The organism is Embleya sp. NPDC055664, assembly GCF_053618075.1.
Window position 1 is genome coordinate 93,000 of record NZ_JBSHGZ010000034.1, and the last position, 24,734, is coordinate 117,733.

26 protein-coding genes are annotated in these 24,734 nt (G+C 72.7%); 9 read left to right on the plus strand and 17 right to left on the minus strand.

Annotation, left to right across the window (positions count from 1 at the left end; all coding sequences use genetic code 11):
• Positions 1-119: 119 nt before the first annotated feature.
• Positions 120-620 (plus strand): flavin reductase family protein, encoded by a 501-nt coding sequence (locus ACWGR4_RS37505; RefSeq protein WP_452128587.1) that lies wholly within the window; start codon positions 120-122, stop codon positions 618-620.
• A 16-nt stretch (positions 621-636) separates the two neighbouring features.
• Here ACWGR4_RS37505 and ACWGR4_RS37510 read toward each other — a convergent pair whose 3' ends face one another.
• Genes ACWGR4_RS37510 through ACWGR4_RS37525 form a run of 4 tightly spaced genes read right to left on the minus strand, consistent with a single transcriptional unit; the run spans position 637 to position 4,137 of the window.
• A complete protein-coding gene (locus ACWGR4_RS37510) occupies positions 637-1,269 on the minus strand; it encodes a response regulator transcription factor (protein WP_380009004.1) in 633 nt (210 codons plus the stop codon).
• A complete protein-coding gene (locus tag ACWGR4_RS37515; protein ID WP_380009001.1) occupies positions 1,266-2,456 on the minus strand; it encodes a sensor histidine kinase in 1,191 nt (396 codons plus the stop codon). The genes ACWGR4_RS37510 and ACWGR4_RS37515 overlap by 4 nt, the downstream gene beginning before the upstream one ends.
• A 2-nt stretch (positions 2,457-2,458) precedes the next feature.
• Entirely contained in the window at positions 2,459-3,247 is a 789-nt protein-coding gene (locus ACWGR4_RS37520) for an ABC transporter permease (RefSeq protein ID WP_452128586.1), read from the minus strand.
• Positions 3,248-3,252: 5 nt separating this feature from the next.
• The gene (locus tag ACWGR4_RS37525) at positions 3,253-4,137 is read right to left on the minus strand and encodes an ABC transporter ATP-binding protein (protein ID WP_380008995.1); all 885 of its coding nucleotides are present in this window, start codon (positions 4,135-4,137) and stop codon (positions 3,253-3,255) included.
• A gap of 276 nt (positions 4,138-4,413) precedes the next feature.
• On the opposite strand from ACWGR4_RS37525, the gene ACWGR4_RS37530 reads away from it, so the two are divergent.
• Complete coding sequence (locus tag ACWGR4_RS37530) at positions 4,414-5,469, plus strand: cupin domain-containing protein (RefSeq protein ID WP_380008992.1); 1,056 nt, start codon at positions 4,414-4,416, stop codon at positions 5,467-5,469.
• A 259-nt stretch (positions 5,470-5,728) separates the two neighbouring features.
• Positions 5,729-6,547 (plus strand): AfsR/SARP family transcriptional regulator, encoded by an 819-nt coding sequence (locus tag ACWGR4_RS37535; RefSeq protein ID WP_452128585.1) that lies wholly within the window; start codon positions 5,729-5,731, stop codon positions 6,545-6,547.
• A 113-nt stretch (positions 6,548-6,660) separates the two neighbouring features.
• Here the strand turns inward: ACWGR4_RS37535 and ACWGR4_RS37540 are convergent, their stop codons facing one another.
• Both ACWGR4_RS37540 and ACWGR4_RS37545 read right to left on the minus strand, forming a co-directional pair.
• Positions 6,661-7,365: an L-2-amino-thiazoline-4-carboxylic acid hydrolase gene (locus tag ACWGR4_RS37540; protein WP_452128584.1), complete on the minus strand. Its 705-nt coding sequence runs from the start codon at positions 7,363-7,365 to the stop codon at positions 6,661-6,663.
• Positions 7,366-7,548: 183 nt separating this feature from the next.
• A complete protein-coding gene (locus tag ACWGR4_RS37545; RefSeq protein ID WP_452128583.1) occupies positions 7,549-8,724 on the minus strand; it encodes a 4-hydroxybenzoate 3-monooxygenase in 1,176 nt (391 codons plus the stop codon).
• Positions 8,725-8,957: 233 nt separating this feature from the next.
• Here ACWGR4_RS37545 and ACWGR4_RS37550 point away from each other — a divergent pair, with 233 nt between their 5' ends.
• Positions 8,958-9,653: a hypothetical protein gene (locus tag ACWGR4_RS37550; RefSeq protein ID WP_452128582.1), complete on the plus strand. Its 696-nt coding sequence runs from the start codon at positions 8,958-8,960 to the stop codon at positions 9,651-9,653.
• A gap of 126 nt (positions 9,654-9,779) precedes the next feature.
• Positions 9,780-10,382, plus strand: coding sequence for a hypothetical protein (locus tag ACWGR4_RS37555; protein ID WP_452128581.1), 603 nt, complete (start codon positions 9,780-9,782; stop codon positions 10,380-10,382).
• A 24-nt stretch (positions 10,383-10,406) separates the two neighbouring features.
• Here the strand turns inward: ACWGR4_RS37555 and ACWGR4_RS37560 are convergent, their stop codons facing one another.
• Genes ACWGR4_RS37560 through ACWGR4_RS37590 form a run of 7 tightly spaced genes read right to left on the minus strand, consistent with a single transcriptional unit; the run spans position 10,407 to position 16,328 of the window.
• Positions 10,407-11,216 carry an IclR family transcriptional regulator gene (locus ACWGR4_RS37560; protein WP_452128580.1) on the minus strand — a complete coding sequence of 270 codons (810 nt, stop codon included), beginning with the start codon at positions 11,214-11,216 and terminating at the stop codon, positions 10,407-10,409.
• Between the two features lie 13 nt (positions 11,217-11,229).
• Complete coding sequence (gene pcaC, locus ACWGR4_RS37565; protein ID WP_380008971.1) at positions 11,230-11,598, minus strand: 4-carboxymuconolactone decarboxylase; 369 nt, start codon at positions 11,596-11,598, stop codon at positions 11,230-11,232.
• Complete coding sequence (pcaD, locus tag ACWGR4_RS37570) at positions 11,595-12,374, minus strand: 3-oxoadipate enol-lactonase (RefSeq protein ID WP_380008968.1); 780 nt, start codon at positions 12,372-12,374, stop codon at positions 11,595-11,597. Before pcaD ends, pcaC begins: the two co-directional genes overlap by 4 nt.
• Entirely contained in the window at positions 12,371-13,759 is a 1,389-nt protein-coding gene (pcaB, locus tag ACWGR4_RS37575) for a 3-carboxy-cis,cis-muconate cycloisomerase (RefSeq protein WP_452128579.1), read from the minus strand. Before pcaB ends, pcaD begins: the two co-directional genes overlap by 4 nt.
• A gap of 10 nt (positions 13,760-13,769) precedes the next feature.
• Positions 13,770-14,354 (minus strand): protocatechuate 3,4-dioxygenase subunit alpha, encoded by a 585-nt coding sequence (gene pcaG / locus ACWGR4_RS37580; RefSeq protein WP_380009226.1) that lies wholly within the window; start codon positions 14,352-14,354, stop codon positions 13,770-13,772.
• 41 nt (positions 14,355-14,395) lie between these two features.
• Positions 14,396-15,127: a protocatechuate 3,4-dioxygenase subunit beta gene (pcaH, locus tag ACWGR4_RS37585; RefSeq protein WP_380008963.1), complete on the minus strand. Its 732-nt coding sequence runs from the start codon at positions 15,125-15,127 to the stop codon at positions 14,396-14,398.
• Between the two features lie 13 nt (positions 15,128-15,140).
• Positions 15,141-16,328, minus strand: coding sequence for a thiolase family protein (locus ACWGR4_RS37590; RefSeq protein WP_452128578.1), 1,188 nt, complete (start codon positions 16,326-16,328; stop codon positions 15,141-15,143).
• Positions 16,329-16,538: 210 nt separating this feature from the next.
• Between ACWGR4_RS37590 and ACWGR4_RS37595 the strand changes: the two genes are divergently transcribed.
• Positions 16,539-17,204, plus strand: coding sequence for a hypothetical protein (locus ACWGR4_RS37595; protein ID WP_452128577.1), 666 nt, complete (start codon positions 16,539-16,541; stop codon positions 17,202-17,204).
• A 57-nt stretch (positions 17,205-17,261) separates the two neighbouring features.
• Here the strand turns inward: ACWGR4_RS37595 and ACWGR4_RS37600 are convergent, their stop codons facing one another.
• Entirely contained in the window at positions 17,262-18,248 is a 987-nt protein-coding gene (locus ACWGR4_RS37600; protein WP_380008954.1) for a quinone oxidoreductase family protein, read from the minus strand.
• Between the two features lie 141 nt (positions 18,249-18,389).
• Here ACWGR4_RS37600 and ACWGR4_RS37605 point away from each other — a divergent pair, with 141 nt between their 5' ends.
• Complete coding sequence (locus ACWGR4_RS37605) at positions 18,390-18,734, plus strand: ArsR/SmtB family transcription factor (RefSeq protein ID WP_380008951.1); 345 nt, start codon at positions 18,390-18,392, stop codon at positions 18,732-18,734.
• A 62-nt stretch (positions 18,735-18,796) separates the two neighbouring features.
• Here ACWGR4_RS37605 and ACWGR4_RS37610 read toward each other — a convergent pair whose 3' ends face one another.
• The 3 genes from ACWGR4_RS37610 to ACWGR4_RS37620 form a co-directional block, all read right to left on the minus strand.
• The gene (locus tag ACWGR4_RS37610) at positions 18,797-19,381 is read right to left on the minus strand and encodes a pyridoxamine 5'-phosphate oxidase family protein (protein WP_452128576.1); all 585 of its coding nucleotides are present in this window, start codon (positions 19,379-19,381) and stop codon (positions 18,797-18,799) included.
• A 146-nt stretch (positions 19,382-19,527) separates the two neighbouring features.
• Positions 19,528-21,057 carry a putative PEP-binding protein gene (locus ACWGR4_RS37615; RefSeq protein WP_452128575.1) on the minus strand — a complete coding sequence of 510 codons (1,530 nt, stop codon included), beginning with the start codon at positions 21,055-21,057 and terminating at the stop codon, positions 19,528-19,530.
• A 352-nt stretch (positions 21,058-21,409) separates the two neighbouring features.
• Positions 21,410-21,913, minus strand: a complete 504-nt coding sequence (locus ACWGR4_RS37620) for a MarR family winged helix-turn-helix transcriptional regulator (RefSeq protein ID WP_380008942.1) — start codon at positions 21,911-21,913, stop codon at positions 21,410-21,412.
• A 212-nt stretch (positions 21,914-22,125) separates the two neighbouring features.
• Here ACWGR4_RS37620 and ACWGR4_RS37625 point away from each other — a divergent pair, with 212 nt between their 5' ends.
• A complete protein-coding gene (locus tag ACWGR4_RS37625) occupies positions 22,126-22,887 on the plus strand; it encodes an SDR family NAD(P)-dependent oxidoreductase (protein ID WP_380008939.1) in 762 nt (253 codons plus the stop codon).
• 100 nt (positions 22,888-22,987) lie between these two features.
• Positions 22,988-24,301: a cytochrome P450 gene (locus tag ACWGR4_RS37630; protein WP_452128574.1), complete on the plus strand. Its 1,314-nt coding sequence runs from the start codon at positions 22,988-22,990 to the stop codon at positions 24,299-24,301.
• Positions 24,302-24,734: the final 433 nt, after the last annotated feature.

The following is a 24,734-nucleotide window of genomic DNA, read 5'->3' on the forward strand; positions in this document are numbered from 1 at the left end:
GACCCGGCGCCAGGTTATTGACGGTTCGTCAGATCAGCCGTTCAATGGCTGGAACAAACAGGGATACGACTATTAGTCATATCCGGCTCACATCCAGCTTCGCACCCCTGGGGGCAGCCATGTCCAGCGCAACGACGCCGTCGGCCGGGATCGATCAGGCGCGGATGCGCCAGGTCATGGGGCACTTCGCGACCGGAGTCACCGTGGTCACGGCGATCCACGACGGCGCGCCGGTGGGCATGGCCTGCCAGTCGTTCACGTCGCTCTCGCTGGAGCCGGCCTACATCTCCATCGCCCCGGCCCTCACCTCGACGACCTACCCGAAGGTGCGCGCCGCCGGCCGCTTCGTGGTCAACATCCTGGCCGAGGACCAGCAGGACGTGTGCCGGGCGATGGGCCGCAGCGGCGGCGACAAGTTCGCCGGCGTCGACTGGTCGCCCGCCGGCAACGGCGCGCCGCGGCTGGCCGGCGCGGTGGCCTGGATCGAGTGCGACATCGCGCACGAGTTGCCCGGCGGCGACCACGTGATCGTGATCGGCGCGGTGACCGCCCTGGACCTGCCCCGGGACACCGCCCCGCTGATGTTCCACAAGGGCCGCTACGCCCGCCTGGCCGCATAGCCCGCCGGACGCGACCTCAGCCCCCGGCGCCCGGCAACAACCCGTCCGCCATCGCCACCGTGACCGCGGCGGTGCGGTCGTCGACGCCGAGCTTGTTGAACGTGCGCAGCAGGTGCGTCTTGACCGTGGCCTCGCTGATGTACAGCTCGCGGCCGATCTCGGCGTTGGTCATCCCGCGCGCGACCAGACCGAGCACCTGCGTCTCGCGCGGGCTCAGCGCGTCGCGCACCGGGGCCTTCATCCGGGTGACCAGCTTGGCCGCCACCGGCGGCGCCAGCACGGTCTCGCCGCGCGCCGCGGCCCGGATCGCGGCGGCCAGTTCGACCCTCGGGGTGTCCTTGAGCAGGTAGCCGGTCGCGCCCGCCTCGACCGCGCGCACGATGTCGGCGTCGGTGTCGTACGTGGTCAGGATCAGCACATGGACCCCGGGCAGTTCGCGCACGATCCGCCGGGTCGCGGCGACTCCGTCGGTCCCGGGCATCCGCAGGTCCATCAACACCACGTCGGGCCGCAGTTCGGCGGCCTCGTCCACGGCCTGTGCGCCATCCTCGACGGAGGCGACCACCTCGAAGTCGGGCTCGGCCGCGAGCATGCCCGCGAGACCCTCCCGCACCACGGGATGGTCGTCGGCGATGAGCAGCCGGATCACTGCGGTACCTCCACGCGTACGGTCGTGCCCCGGCCGGGAGCCGAGACCACCTCGGCCTCTCCGCCGACCTGTGCGAGACGGGCTCGCATGCCGGGAAGACCGTATCCCCCCTTCCCCGACCCCGGTTCGAAGCCCCGTCCGTCGTCCACCACGGTCAGCCTGGTGGCGAACGGCCGATAGGCCAGTTCCACCACCACGGACTTCGCCTCGGCGTGCTTGCGGATGTTGGCCAGCGACTCCTGGAGCACCCGGACCAGCACCACCTGCACGGACGAGGACAACTCGTACTCGGTGCCGGCGACCGCGAAGGACGCCGCCACCTCCAACTCCTCGCCGAGCGCGGCGACGGTGCGACCGAGCACCTCGGCGAGCGGTTCGGCCGGCTCGGCGCCCTCGGCCGGGCCCTGGGCGGCGACCAGCGCACGAGCCTCGGCGAGGTTGTCCCGGGCCACCCGCTCGGCCAGGTCCAGCCGTTTGCGGGTGGCCTCGGAGTCGGAGTCCACGGTGATCCCGGCCGCCTGGATCAGCATCAGGATGCTGGTGAAGCCCTGGGCCAGGGTGTCGTGGATCTCGCGCGCCATACGCTCGCGCTCGACCCGTACCCCCGCCTGGTGGTGCGTCTCGGCCAGCTCCGCGCGGGTGGCCTCCAACTCGCGCAGCAGTCGGCCGCGCTCCTCCACCCGGTCGGCCAACCACTGGACCAGCCGGGCCATCAGGAAGCTGAAGCCGAGCACGACGACGACCTCCACCACGATGCCCGCCACCGCACCGTGCTCCCAGTGCGCCTTGCGGGCGCGCAGCGCGCCGTTCATACCGAAGACGTAGGTGCTCAGCAACATCGCGGGGATCGTCGCCTCGACGAAGGTGAAGGTCAGCGGCATCAGCACGTACATCAGCACGATTCCCTCGGGATCGTGGAGGCTGAGCGCGGTCACCGCGGCGTAGGCGATCGCGAGGTGGGCCCGGCCGCGCCGGTCCCACTGGGTCGGGTCCACGCCCGGCGGCACCATCACCCAGAACGACACGGGCATGACGAGCAGCACGGCGTAGCACCACGGCGGTGCGTCACGTCCGGCGAACTCGACCGCGGTGATCGCCGCGAGCAGGAAGTAGGCGCCGCGGTAGACGGTGGCCAGTTTGGCCCCGAAGGCCAACTCCTCCGCGTCCTGCGCGTCGGCGGTCGTCATGGTCACCGCTCGTTCTCGATCCACCTGAATGTCCTGATCCACACGACCAAGGCGACCACACCCCACGCGGCCAAGACCAGGACCACCCGACCGTGCTCCCACGAGCCCGCCGGCTCCACCGCCTGGAATGTGTCCGGCAGGAAGACCGAGCGCATCCCCTGGGTGAGCCACTTCAGCGGAAACAGCGCAGCGAACTGTTGGACGCCCTGCGGCAGTTGGCTCGGCTCGACGAACACGCCCGAGACGAACTGAAGCACCGTGAAGGGCAGGATGATCAGCGCCCCGTTGGCGCCCTTGCGCATCAGCCCGCTCGCGGCCAGGCCCAGCAGTGTGGCCACGGTCACGCCCAGGACGAACACCCAGGCGAAGGTCAGCCACCGCGTCGGGTCGTGCGGAAGGGTCAGGTCCAGGCCCACCACTCCGACCACGAGCAGCAGCGCGACCTGGGCCAGGCTGACCACGATCACCTGGGCGATCTTGCCCAGGAGGTACGCCGCCGGCGGCATCGGCGTGCCGCGCAGCCGCTTGAGCGTGCCGTCCTGGCGTTCGGCGGCCACCGCGAGCGCCAGGCCCTGGAATCCGGCGGAGACGATGCCGACCGCGATCATGCCCGCCGCGTGCACCTGGCTCTGGGCCACACCGGTGCCCTCCACCGTGCCACCGCTGATCAGCGCGAGCAGTACCAGGAGCAGCACCGGCATCGCGAAGGTCACCGCCATCTGCTCGCGGTGTCGGGCGAACATCTTCAGTTCGAGGCGGGTCCGCGCCGCCACGACGGTTCCCCTCGACATCGACATCACCGGGCTCCGATCAGGTCGAGATAGACGTCTTCCAGGGACGGTCGGGTCACGGTCAGTTCGGGTACCTCGCCGCCGAACCTGGCCGCGAGCCGGGCCACGTCGGCGGTCGGTTCGGCGGTGGCGAGTTCGTGCGTGCCCTCGGCGTCGCGCCAGCGCAGTACCGATCGGGCCAGGTGCCGGCCGCCGAGCCGCTCGGGGGTGTCCACGTCCACGACCCGCCCCGCCCGGATCACCCCGACCCGGTCCGCGAGGTGTTCGGCCTCGTCCAGGTAGTGCGTGGTGAGCAGGATCGTCGTCCCGGCCGCCCGCAGGCCCGCGATCAAGGCCCAGAACCGGCGGCGCACCTCGGGGTCGAACCCGGTGGTCGGCTCGTCCAGGAAGAGCAGCTCCGGCCCGCCCAGGATGCCGAGCGCGACGTCGAGGCGGCGCCGCTGCCCACCGGAGAGGGCGCCGGCCCGGGTGTCCCGCCTGTCGGTCAGCCCGACCGCTTCGATCACCTCGTCGGGATCGCGGGGCCTGGGGTAGTAGTGCGCGAAGTGCCGCACACTCTCGCGCACGGTCAGCCCGGACACGTCCGCCGACTCCTGGAGCACGATGCCGATCCGGGCCCGCCACCGCGCCCCGGCGCGCGCCGGATCCACGCCCAGGACGGCGACCTCGCCCGCGTCGCGCGAGCGGTAGCCCTCCAGGATCTCGGTCGTGGTGGTCTTGCCCGCCCCGTTCGGGCCGAGCAGTGCGAAGATCTCGCCCCGGCGCACGTCCAGGTCCAGTCCGTCCACCGCCCGATGTCCGCCGTACGCGCGCCGCAACCCGCGCACCCTGATCGCCGTTTCGGCGCCGCCCGCCTCGCCCGCCGGGGCGAGTGTCCGTTCCGCTGTCATGCCTCGACGATGGCGCAGCGGGCTCGGGCGCCGGGACGTACGAACGACGGACGCCGGGTGTCCACCGAACGACGGACAGCGGCGCGGGAGCGCTCGACGGGTCAGCCGGCGAGGCGTTCGCGCAACTCGCCGACGGGCTCGGCGGTTTCCGTGTGCGCGACGGGGCGCCGGGCGACCGGGGCGAACCGCGCGGAATGTGACCGATTCCGCAGTTTGCCGCAACCGGTTCGGTGGGAGCATGGCCGGGTCGGGGAATCGTTCGCGAAGGGATCTCGGATGACTGCGCAGGCTGAGGTGACGGCCGGTCGAAACCCGTCCGGAGCAGGGGAATCCACGCTCTTCGATCCGACCGTCGCGGCGCCGCCCCTGGTCGACGTGGCGCGCCTGGGGTTCGAGGGGCCGCTGGCGGCGAGCGCCGCCGCGTGGGCCGAGGACGCGGTGTACTGGGAATACACGAAGGCGGCCAACCCGATCGGCTCGGGCCACATCACACCCGTCCCGGTGCAGCGTTTTCCGGCCGAACTGCACACCGGCGGCGACACCCGGGTGGTCCCGCTCGACCTCGCCGAGCCGATGCGGATCGAGGGCGGCCCGGCGACCAGTCCGGCACTGCTGGCCAACTTCGTCCGGATCAACGCGGGCGATCGGCTCGCGGTGCGGCCCAACGCCACCTCGCAGCTGTACTACGTGCTGTACGGGCGGGGCCTGTCACTGGTCGGCGGCCAGGCCGTGGAGTGGGAGAAGGGCGACTTCCTGGTCCTGCCCGACCTGGGCGAGATCACCCACCACGCGACCCAGGACGCCGTGCTCTATTGGGTGCACGACGAGCCCCTGTTGCGCTACCTCGGGGTCGTGCCGAGCACGGCCCGGTTCCGGCCCACCAAGTTCGCCCGGCATCGTGCGGTCGAGGAGCTGACCCGGATCGCCGAGGCGCCCGGCGCCAACGCCAAGAACCGGGTCAGCGTGCTGCTGAACACCGTCGACCAGGACCGGACGTTGACCGTCACCCACACCCTGTGGGCGATGTTCGGCCTGCTGCCGGTGGACCAGATCCAGCGCCCGCACCGCCACCAGTCGGTCGCGCTCGATCTGATCCTGGACTGCGAGCCGGGCTGCTACACGCTGCTCGGCGACCGGCTGGACGAGCGCGGCGAGATCGTCGACCCGCTGCGGGTGGACTGGGAACCGGGCGGCGCGTTCGTCACCCCGCCCGGAAAGTGGCACGCCCACCACAACGAGTCGGGCAGCCCGGCACACCTGATCCCGATTCAGGACGCGGGACTCCAGACGTATCTGCGCAGCCTGGACATCCGCTTCAGCGACCGGCGCTAGATGTATCCACCCAGGGCTTCCCGGCCATGCCCCTCCGTGAGGCGGGAATTCCCCAACGGAGGCGCACGGTCGGGGCGAGGGTCCCTCAACCCTGGGCCGGCGCGGAACCCGCTCGGGCGGTGTGTCCGTCGTCTTCCACATGACGAGGGGGATTCCGTCGCGCGGGCAGGTTGGGGAGCCACCGCGCAGCGATGAGTCGGGGGGCCTGTCCTTCCGTGTGTCGGGGCCTACCCAGGTTTTGGGCCCCGACGGACGCGCGTTGAACATCGGACCCAGGCGGCAGCGGGAGTTGCTGACCCTGCTGCTGCTCCGGCCGGGGGTGGCCGTGCCGGTGGAGCGGCTGGCCGAGGAATTGTGGAACGGGCGTCCGCCGCCTGGGGCCCGGTCGACGCTGCACGCCTATCTGTCCGGCCTGCGCCGGGTGTTGGAGCCGGGGCGGCGTGCGCCCTACCGCCTGTTGACTACGCGCGATGACTCCTACGCCCTGGAGGTGCCGGCCGGGAGCCTGGACGTGGCGCGGCTGTGCGCGCTGACCGACGCGGGGCGCGCGGCGGGTGCGGTGGGGGCGTACGAGCGAGCGGACGAACTGCTCGGTGAGGCACGCCTGTTGTGGCGGGGCGAGCCGTTCGCCGAGCTGGCCGACCACGACGCGGCCGCGTCCGAACGGGCCCGGCTGGTCGAGGAGTACACCTCGCTGCGCGAGGAGGCGGCCGAGTACCGGTTGGCGATGGGCGCGCACGCGTCGGCGATCGGCGACCTGATGTCGCTGGTCCGGGCGTACCCGCTGCGGGAGCGGCCGAGGGCGCAACTCGTGCTCGCCCTCTACCGATCCGGTCGGCAGGCGGAGGCGCTGCAGGTCCTGGAGGCGGGTCGCCGGTTGTGCGCGGAGGAACTCGGCCTGGATCCGGGCCCGCGCCTGCGCGACCTCCAGGCGGCCATCCTGCGCCAGGACCCGGCGCTGAGCGCGCCCCCACGCCCGCCGGCGCCCGCGCCGATCTGCGGGCACCGCCGCCCCCTCGTGGGCGGCCGGGCCCATCACCCGCGCCCGCACCGGGATTCGCCGCACCGACGGCGCTAACGCGTGCCTTCACTGCTCCCGGCGGCCGAAAACGCACGGGTGGTGTCCGAGGCCGCGAGCCTCGGACACCCTCGCCCACAACCTTCACACACAGCCTGTGGACAACCTTGTCGTCAGCCTTCGTCGATCACGGGCGACTCCGGCGGGTCGGTGCGGTGGAAGTGGAATGTGCAGTGGGTGTCGCCGTGGCCGATGGCGCCGGCGCGGTCGAAGCGCAGACCGTGTCGGTTCGGGTCGATGGCCCGGATCCAGTTCAGGTCGAAGGCGCACATCGCGGGCGTCAACTCCGGGGCGGAGTTGGCGACCAGCACGTCGTGGTAGAAGCAGCGGTGGATGTCGAGGAGGTAGCGCCGGTCGTCGTCCGCCGGGCGAACGAAGGTGAAGGTCCGTCCGAAGGACTCCTCCTCGCGGGACTTCGACAGCGCGACGATCGCCGCGAACGGGTCGGGCGCGGCATCGAGCATCGCCGCGGTGGCCGACTCGGTGATCGCGCCGAGCGGTTCGACGATCGCGTCCCGGACGAGGGCGACGGCGTCGTCGCGATCCAGGTGCGGCCGCAGGATCCGGTACGCCGCGACCAGCGCGAGGGTGATCCGCAGGTTGTGCCGGGACGGCTCGTCGTCGATCAGGTGCGCGTTGGCGACTTCGAGTTCGCGGTGCAGCGCGGTCGCATCGCCCGGGAGGCACTCCGGCAGGCCCCGCTCGCGAACCGCGTTCGCGATGTGCGCGACGAAGGCCTCCAGCAGGATCGTGGTGTCCCGCTCGGCGTCCGGCGTATACCCGCCGTCGCCGAAGGTGTCGTGGTCGGTGGTCATCATGGCCCTTCCGAGACAGGCCCGGATCCGGGAAACGACCGCACACCGCCGAGGCGGAGCCGCGCCGAACCCGCATGCCGAGCGAGCCCGACAGCACACTCCACCGACCGACCCGGCGCTGACGAACTTCCTTGTGAAGATGGCGTATTGCCGGCATCAGCCTACGACGTCCGGCCGGCCGCGGGGTCAGTCGGCCCAGGTGTAGCCGACATAGTTCTCGGCCAGCGTGGCCATCGCCGCATCGGAGTCGGCCAGATACGCCAACTGCGCCTCCTGGCACCGTCGTTCGAACGCGTCCGCATCCCCACGCGCATGCAACAACGTCGTCATCCAGTACGAGAACTGCTCCGCCCGCCACACCCGCCGCAAACACGCGTCGCTGTAGCCGTCGAGCCCCGCCCGCGACCCGGCCAGGAAAAACTCCTCACACGCCCGCGCCAGCACCCGCACGTCCGCCATCGCGAGATTCAACCCCTTCGCGCCCGTGGGCGGCACGATGTGCGCCGCGTCGCCCGCCAGGAACAGCCGCCCGAAGCTCATCGGCTCGGCCACGAAACTCCGCATCGGGGTGATGCTCCGCTCCCTGATCGGCCCCTCGTCCAGCGTCCAGCCCGGTAGCGCCAACCGCTCGCGCAACTCCGCCCAGATCCGCTCGTCCGGCCAGTCGGCGAGATCCGCGTCCGGGTCCACCTGGAGATACAGCCGGCTCACCGCACGCGAGCGCATGCTGTGCAGCGCGAACCCCCGCTCGCTGTAGGCGTAGATCAGATCGTCGGTGGACGGCGCCACATCCGCCAGGATGCCCAGCCACGCGAACGGATGGACCCGCTCGTGAATCTTCAGCACATCCGCCGGAATCGCCCCGCGCGAGACGCCGTGGAACCCGTCGCACCCCGCCACCAGGTCGCACTCCAGCACCTCCTCCACACCGTCGCGCAGGAACCGCACGCGCGGCGCGTCGCCGTCGATGCCCTCGATCGCGGTCACCGGCGCGTCGAAGTACATCCGCGCGCCCTCGGCGACCCGCTTGGCGATCAGGTCCTTGACGATCTCGGTCTGCCCGTACACGGTCACCGACCGCCCCCCGGTCCGGCTCGGGAAGTCGATGTGCCGATCCCGACCGGCGAAGCGCAGATGGATCCCGTGATGGACCAGCCCCTCACGATCCAGCCGGTCCGCCGCGCCGGCCTCGCGCAGCACGTCGACCGTGGCCTGCTCCAGCATGCCCGCCCGCTGCCGGCCCTCGCAGTACGCGCGATCGCGCGCCTCCAGCAACACCGCGTCGATCCCACGATCGTGCAGCAGTTGCGACAGCAGCAGACCCGCAGGCCCCGCACCGATGATCGCGACCCGTGTCCGCATCCGCCCGCTCCTCGTCCCGCCCTACCCGATCCGCCTCAGGCTCGCCCATCGCGGGCCCGGCCGACCCGCCCGCCTTCCGGTGGCCGGAAGCCGGTGCACCCGGTCGAGTTTGCTCGGCGCGGACCCGGCAAGGGATGGGATGTCGAGCACGGCCGGATACCTCCGCTATGCGGAGTGCATCCGCTATTCCACCGAAAGGCACGATCCGAGACCCGACACTCCTGGAGTCCCCCGTGAACACGGCAGCGACCATCGTCCTGATCGTGGTGATCGTCGTCCTCCTCGCCGGCGCGGCCGTCCTCGTGGGCCGCCCGATGATGCGACGCAAGCACCTGCAAGACCGCTTCGGCCCCGAGTACGACAAGGCGGTCGAACAGTACGGCGACCGACGCCTGGCCGAACGCCGACTGGCCGATCGCGAGCGCAAGCACCGCGACCTCGACCTCAAACCCCTGGAGCCCGCCGCGCGGGAGCAGTACGCCACCGAGTGGACCAACGTCCAGGAACGTTTCGTGGACGCCCCCGGCGACGCGGTGGCCGAGGCCGACGCGCTGATCACCCGGCTGATGCACGAGCGCGGCTACCCCACCGGCGCACACGACACGCGGATCGAACTGCTGTCCGTGGAGCACGGCCACACCCTCGAGCACTACCGCCAGGCGCACGAGATCGCCCGACTCAACGAGGCCGGCCGCGCCGAGACCGAGGACCTGCGCCAGGCGATGATCCACCACCGGGCCCTGTTCGACGACCTGTTGGGGCAGACGTATCGCCCCAGGAACAGCGCCGCGTCCAGGGGCACGCACAACCATCGGACCGGCACGACGGACCCGACGGGCACGCCCGGTACGACCGGTACGACCACGACAGCGGCCGAATACGACACGCGGGCACCCCGATTCGACACCACGAAGCCGGAGACCCGCTGACCGGGTACACACCCGGGTAGGCATGGACAAAGCGGAAGACCGACCACACCGGAGCGGTCCCGAACGGGGGGACGCTCGGAGGAACGGCGCCACGGCCAGTCGTACCGGACGAGAGGACCCAGACCGATGCGCAAGACGAACTCCCCGAACGCGCCGAGTACTTCCGGCGCCCCGCCGGAAGACGCGCCCGTCGTGGAGCGTGACGACCGCGACCGCGCCGCCCGCCAGGCCCGGATCACCGACGGCGCCGGCCCGATCCCGCCCGCGCCCACCGACCCGCCGCCGGCCCCGGCCGCCGATCTGCCGCACCGCCAGCACGACGACGTGGAGCCGTACGGGACCTCGGTCCTGCCGGTGCGCGGCGCGGGCAAGAGCAGCACGGCCGCGGCCGGTGCCGGGACGGCGAGTGCGAGCGGTCGCCGGCCGGCGGCGCGGCGCACCCCCGCGCGCCGTACCGTCGCCGGCGACGCGCTGGTCGACCGGGACACCGGCGAGGAGTTGAACGCCCGCTTCCGGGACACCCTGTCGACCTTCGTGGACAGCCCCGCCGAAGCGGTCTCCGACGCCGACGAGGTGACCGCGCAGGTGGCCAAGCTGGCGACCGACGCCATCCAGGCCCGGCGCACCGAGTTGGAGCAGCTGCGGCGCGAGGCCGGGGACGACACCGAGCAACTGCGGCTCGCCCTGCAGAAGTACCGGGCCTTCGTACAGGTGATGCTCAAGCTCTGAGGACGTGATCCCCGGTGGGGACTGTCACCCACGTGGGTGACAGTCCCCACCCGCGCCCTCGTCCGCGTCGGCGCCGATGTCCCCACTCCCGGACCAGTGCAGCGCCACGTCCCGGGACAGTGCCCGAGCCGCCGTGGTCACCGTCGGCACCAGCCGCCGCAGGTCGGCCGTACGCCGCCCGGTCACCAGGGACAACGCCGCGACCACCGTGTCGTGCCGATCCCGGATCGGCGCCGCCACCGAGTGCGCGCCGACCGTCATCTCCCCCGACGTGGTGGCCACTCCGGTGCGCCGGACCTCGGCCAGGCACCCGCGCAGCCGCTCCGGATCGGTGATGGTGCGCTCGGTGTGCGCGGCCAACGGCTGTGCCAGCACCCGCTCGCGCAACTGTCGGGGCGCGTAGGCGAGCAACACCTTGCCGACCCCGGTGGCGTGCAGCGGCAACTCCACGCCCACGCGGGTGACGATCGGCATCGAGCGGGTGCCGCGCAGGCGTTCCAGATACAGCGCCTTGCCGTCGCGCAGCACCGCGAGCTGCACGTTCTCGTGGGTCGCCTCGTACAGGTCCTCCATGTGCGGCAGCGCCAGATCGCGCAGATCGGTCGCGGCGTGCGCCTGCGCGCCGATGTGCCACAGCTTGACCCCGACCCGATACGACCCGTCGTCCAGCCGCTCCAGAAAACCCCCGCCGACCAGCTCGGCGACGAGGCGATGCCCGGTGGCGAGCGCCAGATCGGCCCGCCGGCACACCTCCGTCAGGGTCAACCGGCCGTCCCCGGCTGCGAACGCGCCGAGGATGGCCATCACCTTGCCGGTCACCGTGACGGGCGTCATCGGCGGCCCTCCCTCACTCGCCCAGCTCGGCCCGGACCCGCTGCGCCACCGCGAAGGCGCTGTTCGCCGCCGGCACGCCGCAATAGACGGCGGTCTGCAACAGCACCTCCTTGATCTCGTCCCAGCTCAGGCCATTGGTCCGGGCCGCCTTCAGGTGCATCGCGAGTTCGTCCAAGTGGTGGCCGGCCACCAGGGCGGTGAGGGTGACGCAGCTGCGGGTACGGCGGTCCAGGCCGGGACGGGTCCAGATCTCGCCCCACGCGTAGCGGGTGATCAGGTCCTGGTAGTCGGCGGTCAGTTCGGTGGTACCCGCGACCGCCCGATCCACATGCGCGTCGCCCAGCACCTCGCGCCGCACCCGCATCCCGTCGGCGTGGCTCATCCCCGCACCCCCGCCGCCAGGTGCGCCAGCATCGCCGAGGTGACCGCCTCGGCCTGCTGGATGTTCGCCAGGTGCGCGGCGTCGGCGACCTCCACCAGCGTCGCGTCGGGGATGCCGGCGGCCAGCTCGCGGGCGTGTTCGAGCGGCGTGGACGGGTCCCGCTCGGCGCCGATCACCAGCGTGGGCGCGCTGATCCGGCCCAGCTCGGCGCGCAGGTCGTAACCCGCGAGCGCGTCGCAACAACCGGCATAGCCCTCCGGCGGGCAGGCGTACAACATCTCCAGGATCCGCTGCACCGCGGCCGGCTCGCGTTCGATGTACTCCGGGGTGAACCAGCGCCGGATCACCGTGTCGGCGAGTTGCCGCATGCCCTGCGCACGCACCGTCGCGGCCCGCTCCCGCCAGCCCTCGGGCTCGCCGAATCGCGCCGAGGTGCAACACGCGATCAGCCCGGTCAGCCGTTCGGGATGATGCACGCCCATCCACAGGCCGACCGCGCCGCCGAGCGAGACCCCGGCGTAGGCGAACCGCCTGATCCCGTACGAGTCGGCCAGCGTCAGCACGTCGCCGACCAGGTCGGCGATCGAGTCGGTGCCCGGTACCGGGTGCGAGCGACCGTGTCCGCGCAGGTCGTAGCGCAGCACCCGGTGCTCCCTGGACAACTCCGGGATCTGCGCGTCCCACATGCCCAGTTCGGTGCCGAGCGAGGGGCCGAGGATCACCACCGGGGCGTCGGCCGGGCCGTCGAAGCGGTGGTTGAGCGTGGCGATCGTCATGTGACCTTCTCTTGGAACCGGAACACGGTGCGGTGGTGCGCGAGCGCCCGATCGATCAGGGCCGGGGTGGAGCCGAGATGGCCGGCGGGGTCGAACAGCGTCTCGTCAGCCTCCCCCAGCACATCACGAAGGTGCCGGCCGGTTCGCGCCGAGGTCCGGGAGGCGTCGGTGAGCAGCCGGCGAGCCTGCGTCGCGCCGTGCTCGGCGGTCAACTCGGCGACCAGCCGCTCGGACACGATCCGCCCTCCGGTCAGCTCCAGGTTGGCCCGCATGCGGTCCGGGAAGACGACCAGCCCCTCGGCCAGTTCGGCAGCCGTCGAGGCCGCGCCGCCCGCCAGGCGCAGTGCCGCGCGCAGCGGCTGCCACTCGGCGTGCCAGGCGCCGGCCGGGCGCTGGTACTCGGCGCCCGCCGCCGAGGCGGCCAGGATCGAGACGTGGCCGGGCACCTGCCGGGCGGCCGCGACGATCAGCACCGACAACACCGGGTTGTGCTTGTGCGGCATCGCCGAGGAACCGCCGCGCCCGGCGCCGGTCGCCTCCGCCACCTCGCCCACCTCGGTCTGCCCCAGCAGCGCGACATCGCCGGCGAACTTGCCCAGCGCGCCGGTGATCCGGGCGAGCGCACCGGCCAGGTCCAGGACCGGGGCACGCAGCGTATGCCAGGGCAACACCGGTTCGGCCAAACCCAGTTCCTCGGCGAACGGGGCGAGCAGCGCGACCCCGTGCGCACCGAGGGCGGCCAGGGTGCCCGCCGCGCCGCCCAGTTGCGCGGGCAGCGCGGCGCGGACCGCGCGGGTGTGCGCCCAGGCGTCGGTGACCGCGACGCACCAGCCGGCCGCGACCAGCCCGAACGTGGTCGGCACCGCGTGCTGGGTGAGCGTACGACCGGCCTGGAGCGTGTCGCGGTGGCGTTCGGCCAGGTGGGCCAGCGCGGCGGCGGTGCGGGCCAGGTCGGACAGCGTGATGTCCAGGGCGCGGGCGGCGACCAGCATCGCGGCGCTGTCCACGATGTCCTGGCTGGTCGCGCCCAGGTGCACCTGGGCGGCGGCGGCCGGGTCGAGGGCGCGCACCGCCGCTTGGAGGTCCTGGACGAGCGGGACCACCGGGTTGCCCGCGCCGCGTGCGCGACGGGCCAGGTCGACCGGGTCGAACGTGCCCCGGGCGCCCGCCTCGATCGCGGCGGCGGCCTCGGCCGGGATCAGCCCGACCCGGGCCTGGGCCCGGGCCAGCGCGGCCTCCGCGTCGAGCAGCGCCCGCAGGTACGCGGCGTCGCTCGTGGCCGCTTCGACGGGCGTCCCGGCCCGGACCGGTTCGAGCAGCCCCGCATCGACCTCGTCGTACGCGGGGTCCGGATTGTGGTCGGGCACGGCGTCACGGCCGGCCACGGGGTCACGGTCACACGGCAAGGAAAACGGTCTCCTGTTCGCCCTGGATGTGCACATCGAAGCGGTAGGCTCCCGATTCCTCCCGCACGGCGATCAGCGTCTCATGCCGGCTCGCCGGAACCAGCGCGAACAGCGGGTCCGCGTGGCGGTCGTCCTCGGGGAAGTACACCCGGGTGACCACTCGGCGCAGCATGCCGCGCGCGAACACCGACATGGCCAGGTATGGATTCGCGTCGGCCCCGGGCGCACCGGGCCGAACCGTGCTGAACGCGTAGCGGCCGAGCCGGTCCACCGCCGCCCGCCCCCACCCCGTGAAGGTCACCCCGTCGCGCGCGAAGGAACCGGGCGCGCACGGGATCCGGCCCGCCGCGTCGGCCTGCCAGATCTCCACGACGGCGTCCGGGACGGGCACACCCGCGCCGTCGTACACCGTGCCGTGCACCCGGATCGCGCCGGGCGTGTGCGGCGGGACCAGGTCCGGGCCGCCGGCGAAGGGCAGCGCGTAGCCGAAGAACGGCCCGACGGTCTGCGACGGGGTGAGCCCGCCGTCCGGATTCGGCGTGCCGCCCTCGGCGCCGATCGGCCAGGTGTGCATCGGCGGAGTGTTCATCGGCCGGATGTCGATCGGCGGGGTGCTCATCGGTCCTCCGTCGGGGTCGCGCTCGCGCCGCCGAGCACGATGTCCCACCGGTAGCCGAGCGCCCAGTCGCTCACGGTGGTGTCCATGTCGAAGCCGGCGATCATCCGGCGCCGGGCCCGCTCGTCGCGGACCGAGTTGAAGATCGGGTCGTAGGCGAACAGCGGGTCGCCCGGGAAGTACATCTGGGTCACCAGGCGCTGGGTGAAGGCGGTGCCGAAGAGCGAGAAGTGGATGTGCGCGGGACGCCAGGCGTTGTGGTGATTGCCCCACGGGTACGCGCCGGGCTTGATCGTGACGAACCGGTAGCGGCCCTCGTCGTCGGTCAGACAACGGCCGGCGCCGGTGAAGTTGGGGTCGAGCGGGGCGGGGTGACGGTCGCCCTTGTGCGGGTAGCGGCCGGCCGCGTTGGCCTGCCACAGCTCGACGAGTTGCCCGCGCAGCGGCCGACCCGACTCGTCCAGCACCCGACCGCCGACCACGATGCGCTCGCCGAGCGGTTCGCCGACGTGTTGCGCGGTGAGGTCGGCGTCGAGCGGGTGTACGTCGGCGACGCCGAACACCGGGCCGGTGCGCTCGGTGGCGCCGCTCGGCGGGATCACCAACGGCCGCCGGGGGCTGCGCAGTTCGGTACTCCGGTAGGCGGCGAAGTCGAACTCGGGGAGGCGGCGCGGGGGTTCGGGTGCATGGCGGTCCGGTCGGCCGTCGGTGCGGTCGTACGGGATGGTCATCGGGCGTCTCTCCTCAGTTCTCCACCGTGACGGCCAGGCCCTGGCCGACGCCGATGCACAGTGCGGCCATGCCCAGGCCGCCGCCCCGGCGGTGCAACCGGTGCGCGAGCGTGCCCAGGATCCGGGCGCCGGAGGCGCCGAGCGGGTGGCCGAGCGCGAGCGCGCCGCCGAGCGGGTTGACCACGGCCGGGTCCACCTCGGGCCATTCGCCCAGGCAGGCGAGCGCCTGGGCGGCGAATGCCTCGTTGAGTTCGACCGCGTCCAGGTCGGCGAGGCCGCGACCGGCCCTGGCCAACGCGCGGCGGCCCGCCTCGACCGGGCCGATGCCGAACCGGCGCGGGTCCACGCCGTGCACGCCGCTCGCGGTGATCCGGGCCAGCGGCTCGCGGCCGATGGCCCGCAGTCCCGCCGCGTCGGCCACGAGCAGCGCGGCGGCGCCGTCGTTGAGCGGCGAGGCGTTGCCCGCGGTGATCGTGCCGTCCGGGCGAAATGACGGCTTCAGCCCGGCCAACACCTCCGGGGTGCTGCCGGGCCGGACCGACTCGTCCCGGACCAGGTCCACGCCGGGGACCGGGACCACCTCGTCGGCGAACGCGCCGGCGGCCCATGCGGCGGCGGCCCCGGCGTGCGACGCGGCGGCGTAGGCGTCCTGCGCCTCCCGGGTCACGCCGTATTCCGCCGCCAGTTGCTCCGTCGCCTCGCCGAGGCCGACCATCCATTCGGCGGGCATGCGCGGATTGACCATGCGCCAGCCGAGCGTGGTCGAGTGCAGCGTCTCGTGGCCGGTGGGATAACCCCGGCCGGGCTTGGCCAGCACCCACGGCGCGCGCGACATCGACTCGACCCCGCCCGCGACCACGATCGAGGCATCGCCGACCGCGACCGCGCGGGCCGCCTGGATCACCGCCTCCAGGCCGGATCCGCACAGCCGGTTCACCGTGACGCCGGGCACCGAGGCGGGCAGTCCGGCGAGCAGCACCGCCATCCGCGCCACGTCCCGGTTGTCCTCGCCGGCCCCGTTGGCGGCGCCGAACACCACGTCGTCGATGCGCTCGGGGTCCAGGTCCGGCGCCCGGTCGAGCAGGGCGCGCAGCACGGTCGCGGCCAGATCGTCCGGCCGCACCCCGGCCAGCGCGCCGCCGTGACGACCGATGGGCGTGCGTACGGCGTCCACCAGATAGACGTCCTCGAGCCCGTTCATGCGCTCTCCCCTGCGGCGGTGATGTCGTACCGCCCACCGTGCCGCCTGCCGCCCGCCCGCCGGGCGCCCGGTTTCCGCTCAGCGGAAGCGCACACCCTCGATCGAAGTCGAACATTTGCCCGGATCGGGCCCCGTGGACGGCCCCCACGGGACTAGCCTTCGATCGCCCGCCGCGGCGGCGCGCGGCACACCCACGGGGAGGACCGACACATGGCAATGCGCAAGGCGACCATGCAGCGACAGGTCGCGGAGGTGGTGGCCGCGGCCGTGCCCGGCGACGAACCGCTGTGCACGATGTTCGTGGTCCGCGGGCCGAACCCGATGTTGTTCGCGCTCTTCGGCGGCATCGGCGCGCTGATCGGGGCGTCGATGTCCGACTACTACTTCTTCACCGTCACCCGCCAGGGCGTGCTGTTCCACCGCGCGAGCTCGCTGAGCAGCAGGCCGAAGGAGGTGGCCTACGCGCTGACCCACGCGCAGGCCGGGGCACTGCTGAGCGGGTTGGAGACGAAGACGACCTGGAGCCGGATGTTCTTCCACTTCCCCGGCAAGGACAAGCCCGCCAAACTCAACTTCCCGCGCCCGTGGCGCACCGAGGGCGAGTGGATCTTCCGCTACCTCACCGACGCGTACGCGGCGTCCGGCGGCGTTCCGCACGGCGGCGGCCACCCGGGCCAGATGCCGAACCAGTACGCGCCGCAGGCGGCGAGCCAATACCCGGGTCGGACACCGCAGCAGTACGCCGGCCAGGTGCCGCAGCAATACCCGGGCCAGGCACCCGGCCAGTACGCACCGCAGCCGCCCAACCAGCCGCCGGGCCGTTACGCGCCGCAGCCCCCGCACCAGCCGCCCGGCCAATACCCGGCACAGGGCTGATCCGCCCCGGCGCGCGCCCGACCGAGGTCGGCCCGGCGCGCCGGGGGTGACGGCCCGTCAGCCGGTGACCCGAACCACGTACTTGCCCGCACCCCGCCCCGCGGCGAGCAGGTCGTGCGCGGCCGGAACCTCGGCCAACGACGACAGTTCGGTGACCGGGAAGTCCAGCCGGCCGCCCGCGAGCAGGTCCAGGGTGCCCCGGATGGCCCGGGCCACCCGCCGGGGCGCGCCCGCGACCAGGCCGCGATGGCTGAAGCCGGTCACGGTGATGTTGCCGCCGATCAGTCGACCGGCCGCCGGCATCGGGTCGAGCGCGCCGCCGGAGGCGTTGCCGAACAGCACGATCCGGGCACCGGTCGCCGCCGCGTCCAGGTCCAGGGCCAGCGCACTGGTGCCCAGCGGGTCCAGGATCACATCCACGCCGTGGCCCTCGTTGGCCGCCCGGATGGCGTCCGCGTCCGCCTCGTCGCGCACGAACACCTCGTCGTAGCCGCTCTTCCGGGCCGCCTCGACCTTCTCCGCCCGGCCCACCGTGCCGATCAGCCGACCACCGCCGAGCAGCGGGACCAGTTGCGCCAGCGCACTGCCGATGCCACCGCTCGCGGAGTGCACCAGGACACTGTCCCCCGGGGCGAACCGACCCGCCTCGGCCAGCAGCAACATCGCCGTGGCCAGGCCCAGTGGCACCGCCGCCGCCGTGCGCAGCGACACCTCGGCGGGCACGGTCATGGTCAACCCGGCCCGGGCAATGGCCACTTCGGCGAGGCCGCCGCCGTCGGGCACCGCCGCGACCCGGTCGCCGACCGCCAGGCCGACCACGTCCGCGCCGACCTCGCGCACCGTGCCGGCGACCTCCAGGCCGGGGCGATACGGCCAACTCCGGACATATCCCGGATCGCCGCGCCGGGCCATCACGTCCATGAAGTTCAGCCCGGCGTACGCGACGTCGATCGCCACCTCGCCCGGGCCCGGACGGGGCACCTCCACGTCCACGATCCGCGACCGGCGCGCGTCCCCCGGCTCGGTCATCAGCAATGCGCGCATGTCCGTCCCCGTCCACGGTTACGATGTTCGACGTACGTCGAAAGTAGTACCACGATGATCGGGGACGCCGGGCAAAATCACCGCCAAGGCGGTCGGGGAAACCCTCCGCGCGCCGGGACCCGTGGAGAAGAGGAGCCGCCCGTGCCCCGCTCGCATCGACGGCGCCCGGCGCCGGTCCACGTGGCCACCGCCGAGATGAACGTGCTCGACGTACTGCACGCACTGTCCGACCCGACCCGGATGACCATCACCCGCACACTCCACGCCGACCCCGAGCGCGCGTGCGGCACCTTCCCGGTCGAGGTGGCCCCGTCCACGCTCAGCCACCACTTCCGGGTGTTGCGCGAGGCGGGCGTGATCCACCAGCGCGAGGACGGCAACCGCCGGCTGACCACGCTGCGGCAGGCGGATCTGGAGGAACGCTTCCCGGGATTGCTCGCGGCGATCCTGGGAGCGTACGAGCGGCAGGCGACCGGGGACGGCTGAGCCCCGCGGGCCCGGGTCGCCACCCGCCACCCCGCCGACCGCCATCCCCCACCCGCTGCCCGCTACCCGCGCAGCGGCAACGGCAGTGGTATGGCAGGCAGTCCGTCAATGCTCGCGATGTTGTACGGCTTGGTGCCGACGTACTCGACGAACTCCTCGTCGGTCTTGCGGGCCATGTACTCCTCGTGCAGGGTCCGCTCCTCGCGATAGTCCATGAACGGGACGGCGAACCCGCACGTGTCGCTGATCAGCTTCGCTCGCACCACCACCACCACCACCGCACGCAACCCGGCCGCATCCGCGTCACCGAAGCGGGCCACCAGGTCCACGAAGCGCGGGTCGTCGCGGAAGACCGGCTCGCCCACACCGTGCACCCGCACGATCTTCGGCGGCCCCTCGAAAGCGCACCACATCAGGGTGATCCGGCCGTTCTCCCGCAGGTGCGCGATGGTCTCGGCGTGGCTGCCGCCGAAGTCCAGGTAGGCCACGGTCTGTTCGTCCAGCACGAGGAGGGTGCCGGCCCGCCCCTTGGGCGACACGTTGACATGGCCGTCGTCGGCGAGCGGCGCGCTCCCCACGAAGAAGACGGGTTGGTCCTCGATGAACTTGCGCAGTCGGTCGTCGATCCGCTCGTACGTTTTTCCCATGTCCGCATTATCCGACGTGGGTCGTTCCACCCCGGGCAATATCCGGCCCGTCCCGATCCGCGGACGCGTATCCCACCATGTGGCCACCCGCAGTGCACGCGACCTGCACCGATCCGTCGCCGTCGCCCACGGAGGCACTCGTGCCGTCAGTACGACCGGACCGCCGCCCGCACCCCCGCGAGCGCGGTCGGCGCCACCGAGACCGCGTCGCAGCCGAGCCGGACCAGATGCGGCAGGACCGCCGGATCCGCCGCCGCGTCGCCGCACAGCGACACCGCGCGCCCGTGCGCATGGCCCGCCCGGATGGTCTGCGCGATCGCGTCCAACACCCTCGGGTCCGCGGCGGAGGCGGGCGTCAGTCGGGGGTCGTCCCGGCTCAGGCCGAGCAGCCGCGAGGTGAGGTCGTTGGTGCCCAGGGACAGGAAGTCGGCGTGCTCGGCGAGATCGTCCACCTGGTCCAGCACCTGGGGCAGTTCGACCATCGCGCCCAGTGGCGGCGGGAGCAGGCCCAGACTCGCGCACGCGTCGGCGAGCAGGCCGCGCACGTGCTTGATCCGCCGGGGATGGTCGACCATCGGCAGCAGCAGCGCCACCTCGACCCCCGTGTCGCTCGCCGCGCGCATCACGCCGCGCAGTTGTGCGGTCAGCGCGTCGGGTCCGGGCAGCGTGATCCGCCGGTCGCGCAGGAACGGCGGGCGTTTGTCGCCGGTGAAGTCCAGCGTCCGCACCACCACCAACCCCGGCGGCACCGCGGCCAGCACCGGGGTCAACATCGCCACGTGCCGTTCCTCGTCCGGCCAGCCGGACTCCTCGGTCAGGAAGGGCAGTTCGGTACGCAGCAGGCCCACTCCCTCGGAGCCGGCCTCGCCCGCCGCGAGCGCGTCCGTCACGGTCGCCACATTGGCCCGCACCCGGATCCGGCGCCCGTCCCGGGTGATCGCCTGCCCCGCGCCGCCACCGGGTACCCGCCGCGGCGCCGGGATGGTTCGTACGCCCGCGCCCGCGTTGGCCTCGACCGTACCCGCCTCGCCGTCCACCAGGATCAGGTCCTCGGCCAGCTCGGCCAGCGCCGCCACCGGGATGCCGAGGACCAGCGGGATGCCCAACGAGCGTGCCACGATGGCCAGATGCCCGGTCGGCCCGCCCCGCTCGGACACCGCCGCCGCCGGCCGCGCGCCACGCAGCAGGTCCATCGCGGCCAACTCCTCGCCGACCAGCACCGCCGGCGCCCCGCCCGGCGGTGCACCGCCCGTCGGGTCCTCGCCGCGCAGCAGCGCCTCGGCCTGGCGGCCGATATCGCGCACGTCCACCGCCCGCTCGGCGAGCAGTTCGTCGTCGAAACCGGCCACCACGTCGGCGAATTCGCGCACCGCCTCGGCGAGCGCGTCGATCGGCGCCAGGCCCGCCGCGAGCTGTCGGGCCGCGCCGTCGCGCAGCTCGCGGTCCCGGGCGATCAGCGCGGCGAACTCGACGATGTCGGCCTCCGCCGCCCGGCCGCGCGTGCGCAGCGCCCCGGCCAGGTCGTCCATGTGCCGGGCCACGGTGTCCAGCGCGGCCGGGATGTCGGTCGGCGGCACCGGGTCCGGCCGGGCCGCCGGTGCGCCGACCCGGGCCGCCACGAGGCGGCCGACCGCGGACCCCGGCGCGGCTCCCGTGCCGCGCAGTACCGCGCTCACGCGACCCGCATGCGGTCGCGGCCGGCGCAGTGCAGCTCTCCCACGGTGCGTCCTCTTCCTTCCACGTCGTCCCACCCGCCGCAGACCGGCACGCGTGCCCGCGGGCACGCGAGTTCGACCCGGCGGACGACAAACCGCCCGGTCCAGGCACACAGTCTGATGGACACGCGGACGCTGTCCAGCCGAGCCGCCCACAAAGGAGCCGGCGGAGCACGGCGTAGGAAGAGGCGGGACGCGCCGAACGGGGCCCGCCAACCGCTCGAGCGGCCTTCTCGGCTCACGCGACAGCCGCGCGCAACGGCCGGGTCGAGGCGTCGCGTCGGCCGATCCGACGAACGAGCCGACGGCCGGCTCAGGCAGTGTCGTCGGCCTCGCGGTAGCGAACGGCGGAGAGGTCGTCGACGAAGCGGCCCATCAGCGCGCCGAGGGCGGCGAGGTCCTCGTCGGACCAGCCCGACAGCGCGTCCTCGAAGTGCCGGTCCCGCACCCGACGCAGCCGGCGGACCACACCGCGACCCTTGGGGGTGAGGCCGACCCGGGTGATCCGGCCGTCGCGCGCGTCGGTGGTGCGGGTGACCAGCTCGTCCGCCTCCAGCTTGCGCAACTCCCGGCTGACCAGCGACATGTCCATCCGGGCGAGCTTGGCCAGATCGCCGATCGCCAGGCCGCCGCCGCCCGCCTGCAACCGGGCCAACAACACCACGGCCGGCTGGGAAACCTGGGCGCGCGAGGCGCTGGTGAGTTCACCGTGCACACGACGGCTCTGCTGGAGCCGGATCAGGCGTTCGAGCGCGGTCTGGACGTGGTGCCGCGACTCGTGTCGTTCCGGAGTGGGCGACTCGGCTGACGGGGGCACTGGACGAGTCCTCCGGGAGGGAAACAACGCCGTACGGTTTCGTATGGCGGAGGCGGGCGTTCCACAGTCTAGGTGCGCGCCCCTACCGGTCGAAGGTAATTGATGGAGTCCAGCATTGACACGTGTAGGGGCCGGTGGTTGGCTGCGCGCGTCATGATCGACGCCGGGCCCAGGACCGTCGTCGAACCGATCGATTCCCCCGGGAGACCAGCGTGTTCGCACTCGACGGCAGGGCCGCGCTGGTGACCGGCGCGGGGCAGGGCGTCGGCGCGGGCATCGCCCGACTGCTCGCCGCGCAGGGCGCGATCGTGGCCGTGAACGACCTCGACGCCGAGCGCGCCGAGCAGACCTCGGCCACGATCCGGGACGCCGGCGGCCGGGCATACCCCGCCGTGTTCGACGTGACCGACCCCAGGGCCGCACTCCTGGCGATCCGCGCCTTCGAACGCGCCGTCGCACCGGTCGACATCCTGGTCAACAACGCCGGCAACGGCGGCGCCGCGGCATTTCGCCCGACCCGGTTCCGGGAGACCGTGCCCGAGGACTGGCAACGCTTCGCCGACGTCAACCTGTTCGGCGTGATGGCGTGCACCAAGGCGGTGCTCGACGGGATGTGCGCGCGCCGCTTCGGACGGGTGATCACCATCGCCTCGACCGCCGGGGTGAGCGGCCAGGCGTTCGGCATCTCGCTGTACGGGGCCGCCAAGGGCGGCGCCATCGCCTTCATGCGCCACCTCGCGATGGAGACCGCACGCGACGGCGTGACCGCGAACACGGTCGCGCTCGGCCTGATGGACCCACGCCCCAGCGGCCGCGAACTCGCGCACACCGCCGGACAGGCCGAGCGCATACCGGTGGGCCGCCTGGGCACCCCCGAGGACGCCGGGGCGATCTGCGCGTTCCTCGCCTCGACCGAAAGCGCCTGGATCACCGGCCAGACCCTCCAGGTCAACGGCGGCGCGATCACCACCTGACCCCCGCGAAATCGCGCGCGCACCCCTGGATCGCTCGACGCATGTGTGCTGCACTGATTACCGAACCCGCGAGTAACAACGCGCGATCGGAGTGAGCGGCATGACGGCCGAGGCGGCTGAACCGAGCACGACCGACCCGAACCCCAGGACCTGGCCCACCGACGTCCCACTCGCGGACCTGGACTTCTGGTCGGGCCCCCTGGCTGCCCGCGAACAGGGCTTCGCCCGGCTGCGCGCCACCTGGCCGATGCCCTACTACCCGGAGCCGGAGAGCCCACTGGAGCCCGGCCCCGGCTTTTGGGCGCTGACCCGGCACGCCGACGTCGCGGAGGCGACCCGGCGCCCGGAGGACTTCTGTTCGGGGCAGGGCTCCACCCACATACCCGACTTCCCGCCGGGCTTCGGCGAGTTTTTCGGTTCCATGATCGAAATGGACGATCCCCGACACCAGCGGCTGCGCCGGATCGTCGCCCGCGCCTTCACTCCCAGAATGATCAAGCAGTTCTCCGAGGACGTGGACCGCACCGCCCGAACCATCGTCGACGACGTGGCCGAACGCGGCTCCTGCGACTTCGTCACCGACGTCGCCGCCCGCCTGCCGCTCGACGTCATCTGCGACATGATGGGCGTGCCGAGCACGGACCGCCGCTTCGTCTTCGAACGCTCCAACGTGATCCTCGGCGTCGCGGACCCGGAGTACGTGCCCCAGGAGGGCGGCGGCCACATCGAGGCGCTGCTCACGGCCGGTGCCGAACTCGCCGAACTGATGCGGGATCTGGCCGAGTTCCGGCGCGGCACCCCCACCGACGACGTGACCTCCGCGCTGGTCAACGCGGAGATCGACGGGGAGAGCCTGAGCGCGGACGAACTGGCCTCGTTCTTCATCCTGTTGCTCGCCGCCGGCAACGAGACCACCCGCAACGCGATCTCCCACGGACTGTGGCTGCTGACCGAGAACCCCGACCAACACCACCTGTGGCGCTCGGACTTCGAGCGGTACGCCCCAACCGCCGTCGAGGAGATCGTCCGCCTGGCCTCGCCGGTGGTATGGATGCGGCGCACCGCCGTCCGGGACACCGAACTGAACGGCAAGCAGGTCCGAAAGGGCGACAAACTACTCCTGTTCTACTGGTCGGCAAACCGTGACGAAACGGTATTCACCGCCCCGACCCGGTTCGACCTCACCCGCGACCCGAACCCCCATGTCGGCTTCGGCGCACGCGGCCCACACTTCTGCCTCGGCGCACACCTGGCCCGCCGCGAAATCACCCTGCTGTTCCGCGAATTGCTACACCGCCTGCCGGACATCCGAGTGGTGGGCGAGCCACAACGCCTGCGCTCGATGTTCATCAACGGCATCAAACACATGACCTGCGAATACACCCCCACCCCACGCCCCCACCCGGGAACCTGACCACGCCATCGTGCCGAGCAGCGAAGCACAGCGGAACCAAAACCACGCCCCACCCAGCGGCAACGCCCCTCGGCCCCACTTCGGGGGCTCTCACGAACCTGGCCCGCCTCAGCCCTCGGGCCGCCCCGGCGGCGGTGGAGCGCAGCGGAGCCGCAACCCACTGCGTCACCGGTGAAGCGCAGCGGAACCGGAACCACATCCCACCCAGCGGCAACGCCACCGGGCCCCACTCCGGGAGCACTCACGAACCTGGCCCCACCCCCGACCCCGGCCCGCCCCCGCAGCGGTGGAGCGTAGCGGAGCCGCAACCTCGCTGCGTCACCGGTGGAGCGCAGCGGAGCCGGAACCGAACCCGGCGCCGCGCAGCGGCAACGCCCCCCCTTCCGCCCCCCCCCGACGGAGCGCAGCGGAGGAGGGGGGCCGGCGCCGGCGG

Coding starts and splice junctions, on each gene's coding strand:
- ACWGR4_RS37540 (WP_452128584.1), bottom strand. CDS start 7,365: ATGATGACCACCGACCACGACACCTTCGGCGACGGCGGGTATACGCCG.
- ACWGR4_RS37555 (WP_452128581.1), top strand. CDS start 9,780: ATGCGCAAGACGAACTCCCCGAACGCGCCGAGTACTTCCGGCGCCCCG.
- ACWGR4_RS37520 (WP_452128586.1), bottom strand. CDS start 3,247: ATGTCGAGGGGAACCGTCGTGGCGGCGCGGACCCGCCTCGAACTGAAG.
- pcaH (WP_380008963.1), bottom strand. CDS start 15,127: ATGACCATCCCGTACGACCGCACCGACGGCCGACCGGACCGCCATGCA.
- pcaG (WP_380009226.1), bottom strand. CDS start 14,354: ATGCACACCTGGCCGATCGGCGCCGAGGGCGGCACGCCGAATCCGGAC.
- ACWGR4_RS37525 (WP_380008995.1), bottom strand. CDS start 4,137: ATGACAGCGGAACGGACACTCGCCCCGGCGGGCGAGGCGGGCGGCGCC.
- ACWGR4_RS37545 (WP_452128583.1), bottom strand. CDS start 8,724: ATGCGGACACGGGTCGCGATCATCGGTGCGGGGCCTGCGGGTCTGCTG.
- ACWGR4_RS37590 (WP_452128578.1), bottom strand. CDS start 16,328: ATGAACGGGCTCGAGGACGTCTATCTGGTGGACGCCGTACGCACGCCC.
- ACWGR4_RS37515 (WP_380009001.1), bottom strand. CDS start 2,456: ATGACGACCGCCGACGCGCAGGACGCGGAGGAGTTGGCCTTCGGGGCC.
- pcaC (WP_380008971.1), bottom strand. CDS start 11,598: ATGAGCCACGCCGACGGGATGCGGGTGCGGCGCGAGGTGCTGGGCGAC.
- ACWGR4_RS37530 (WP_380008992.1), top strand. CDS start 4,414: ATGACTGCGCAGGCTGAGGTGACGGCCGGTCGAAACCCGTCCGGAGCA.
- ACWGR4_RS37610 (WP_452128576.1), bottom strand. CDS start 19,381: ATGGGAAAAACGTACGAGCGGATCGACGACCGACTGCGCAAGTTCATC.
- ACWGR4_RS37630 (WP_452128574.1), top strand. CDS start 22,988: ATGACGGCCGAGGCGGCTGAACCGAGCACGACCGACCCGAACCCCAGG.
- ACWGR4_RS37595 (WP_452128577.1), top strand. CDS start 16,539: ATGGCAATGCGCAAGGCGACCATGCAGCGACAGGTCGCGGAGGTGGTG.
- ACWGR4_RS37505 (WP_452128587.1), top strand. CDS start 120: ATGTCCAGCGCAACGACGCCGTCGGCCGGGATCGATCAGGCGCGGATG.
- ACWGR4_RS37600 (WP_380008954.1), bottom strand. CDS start 18,248: ATGCGCGCATTGCTGATGACCGAGCCGGGGGACGCGCGCCGGTCGCGG.
- pcaD (WP_380008968.1), bottom strand. CDS start 12,374: ATGACGATCGCCACGCTCAACCACCGCTTCGACGGCCCGGCCGACGCC.
- ACWGR4_RS37560 (WP_452128580.1), bottom strand. CDS start 11,216: ATGACGCCCGTCACGGTGACCGGCAAGGTGATGGCCATCCTCGGCGCG.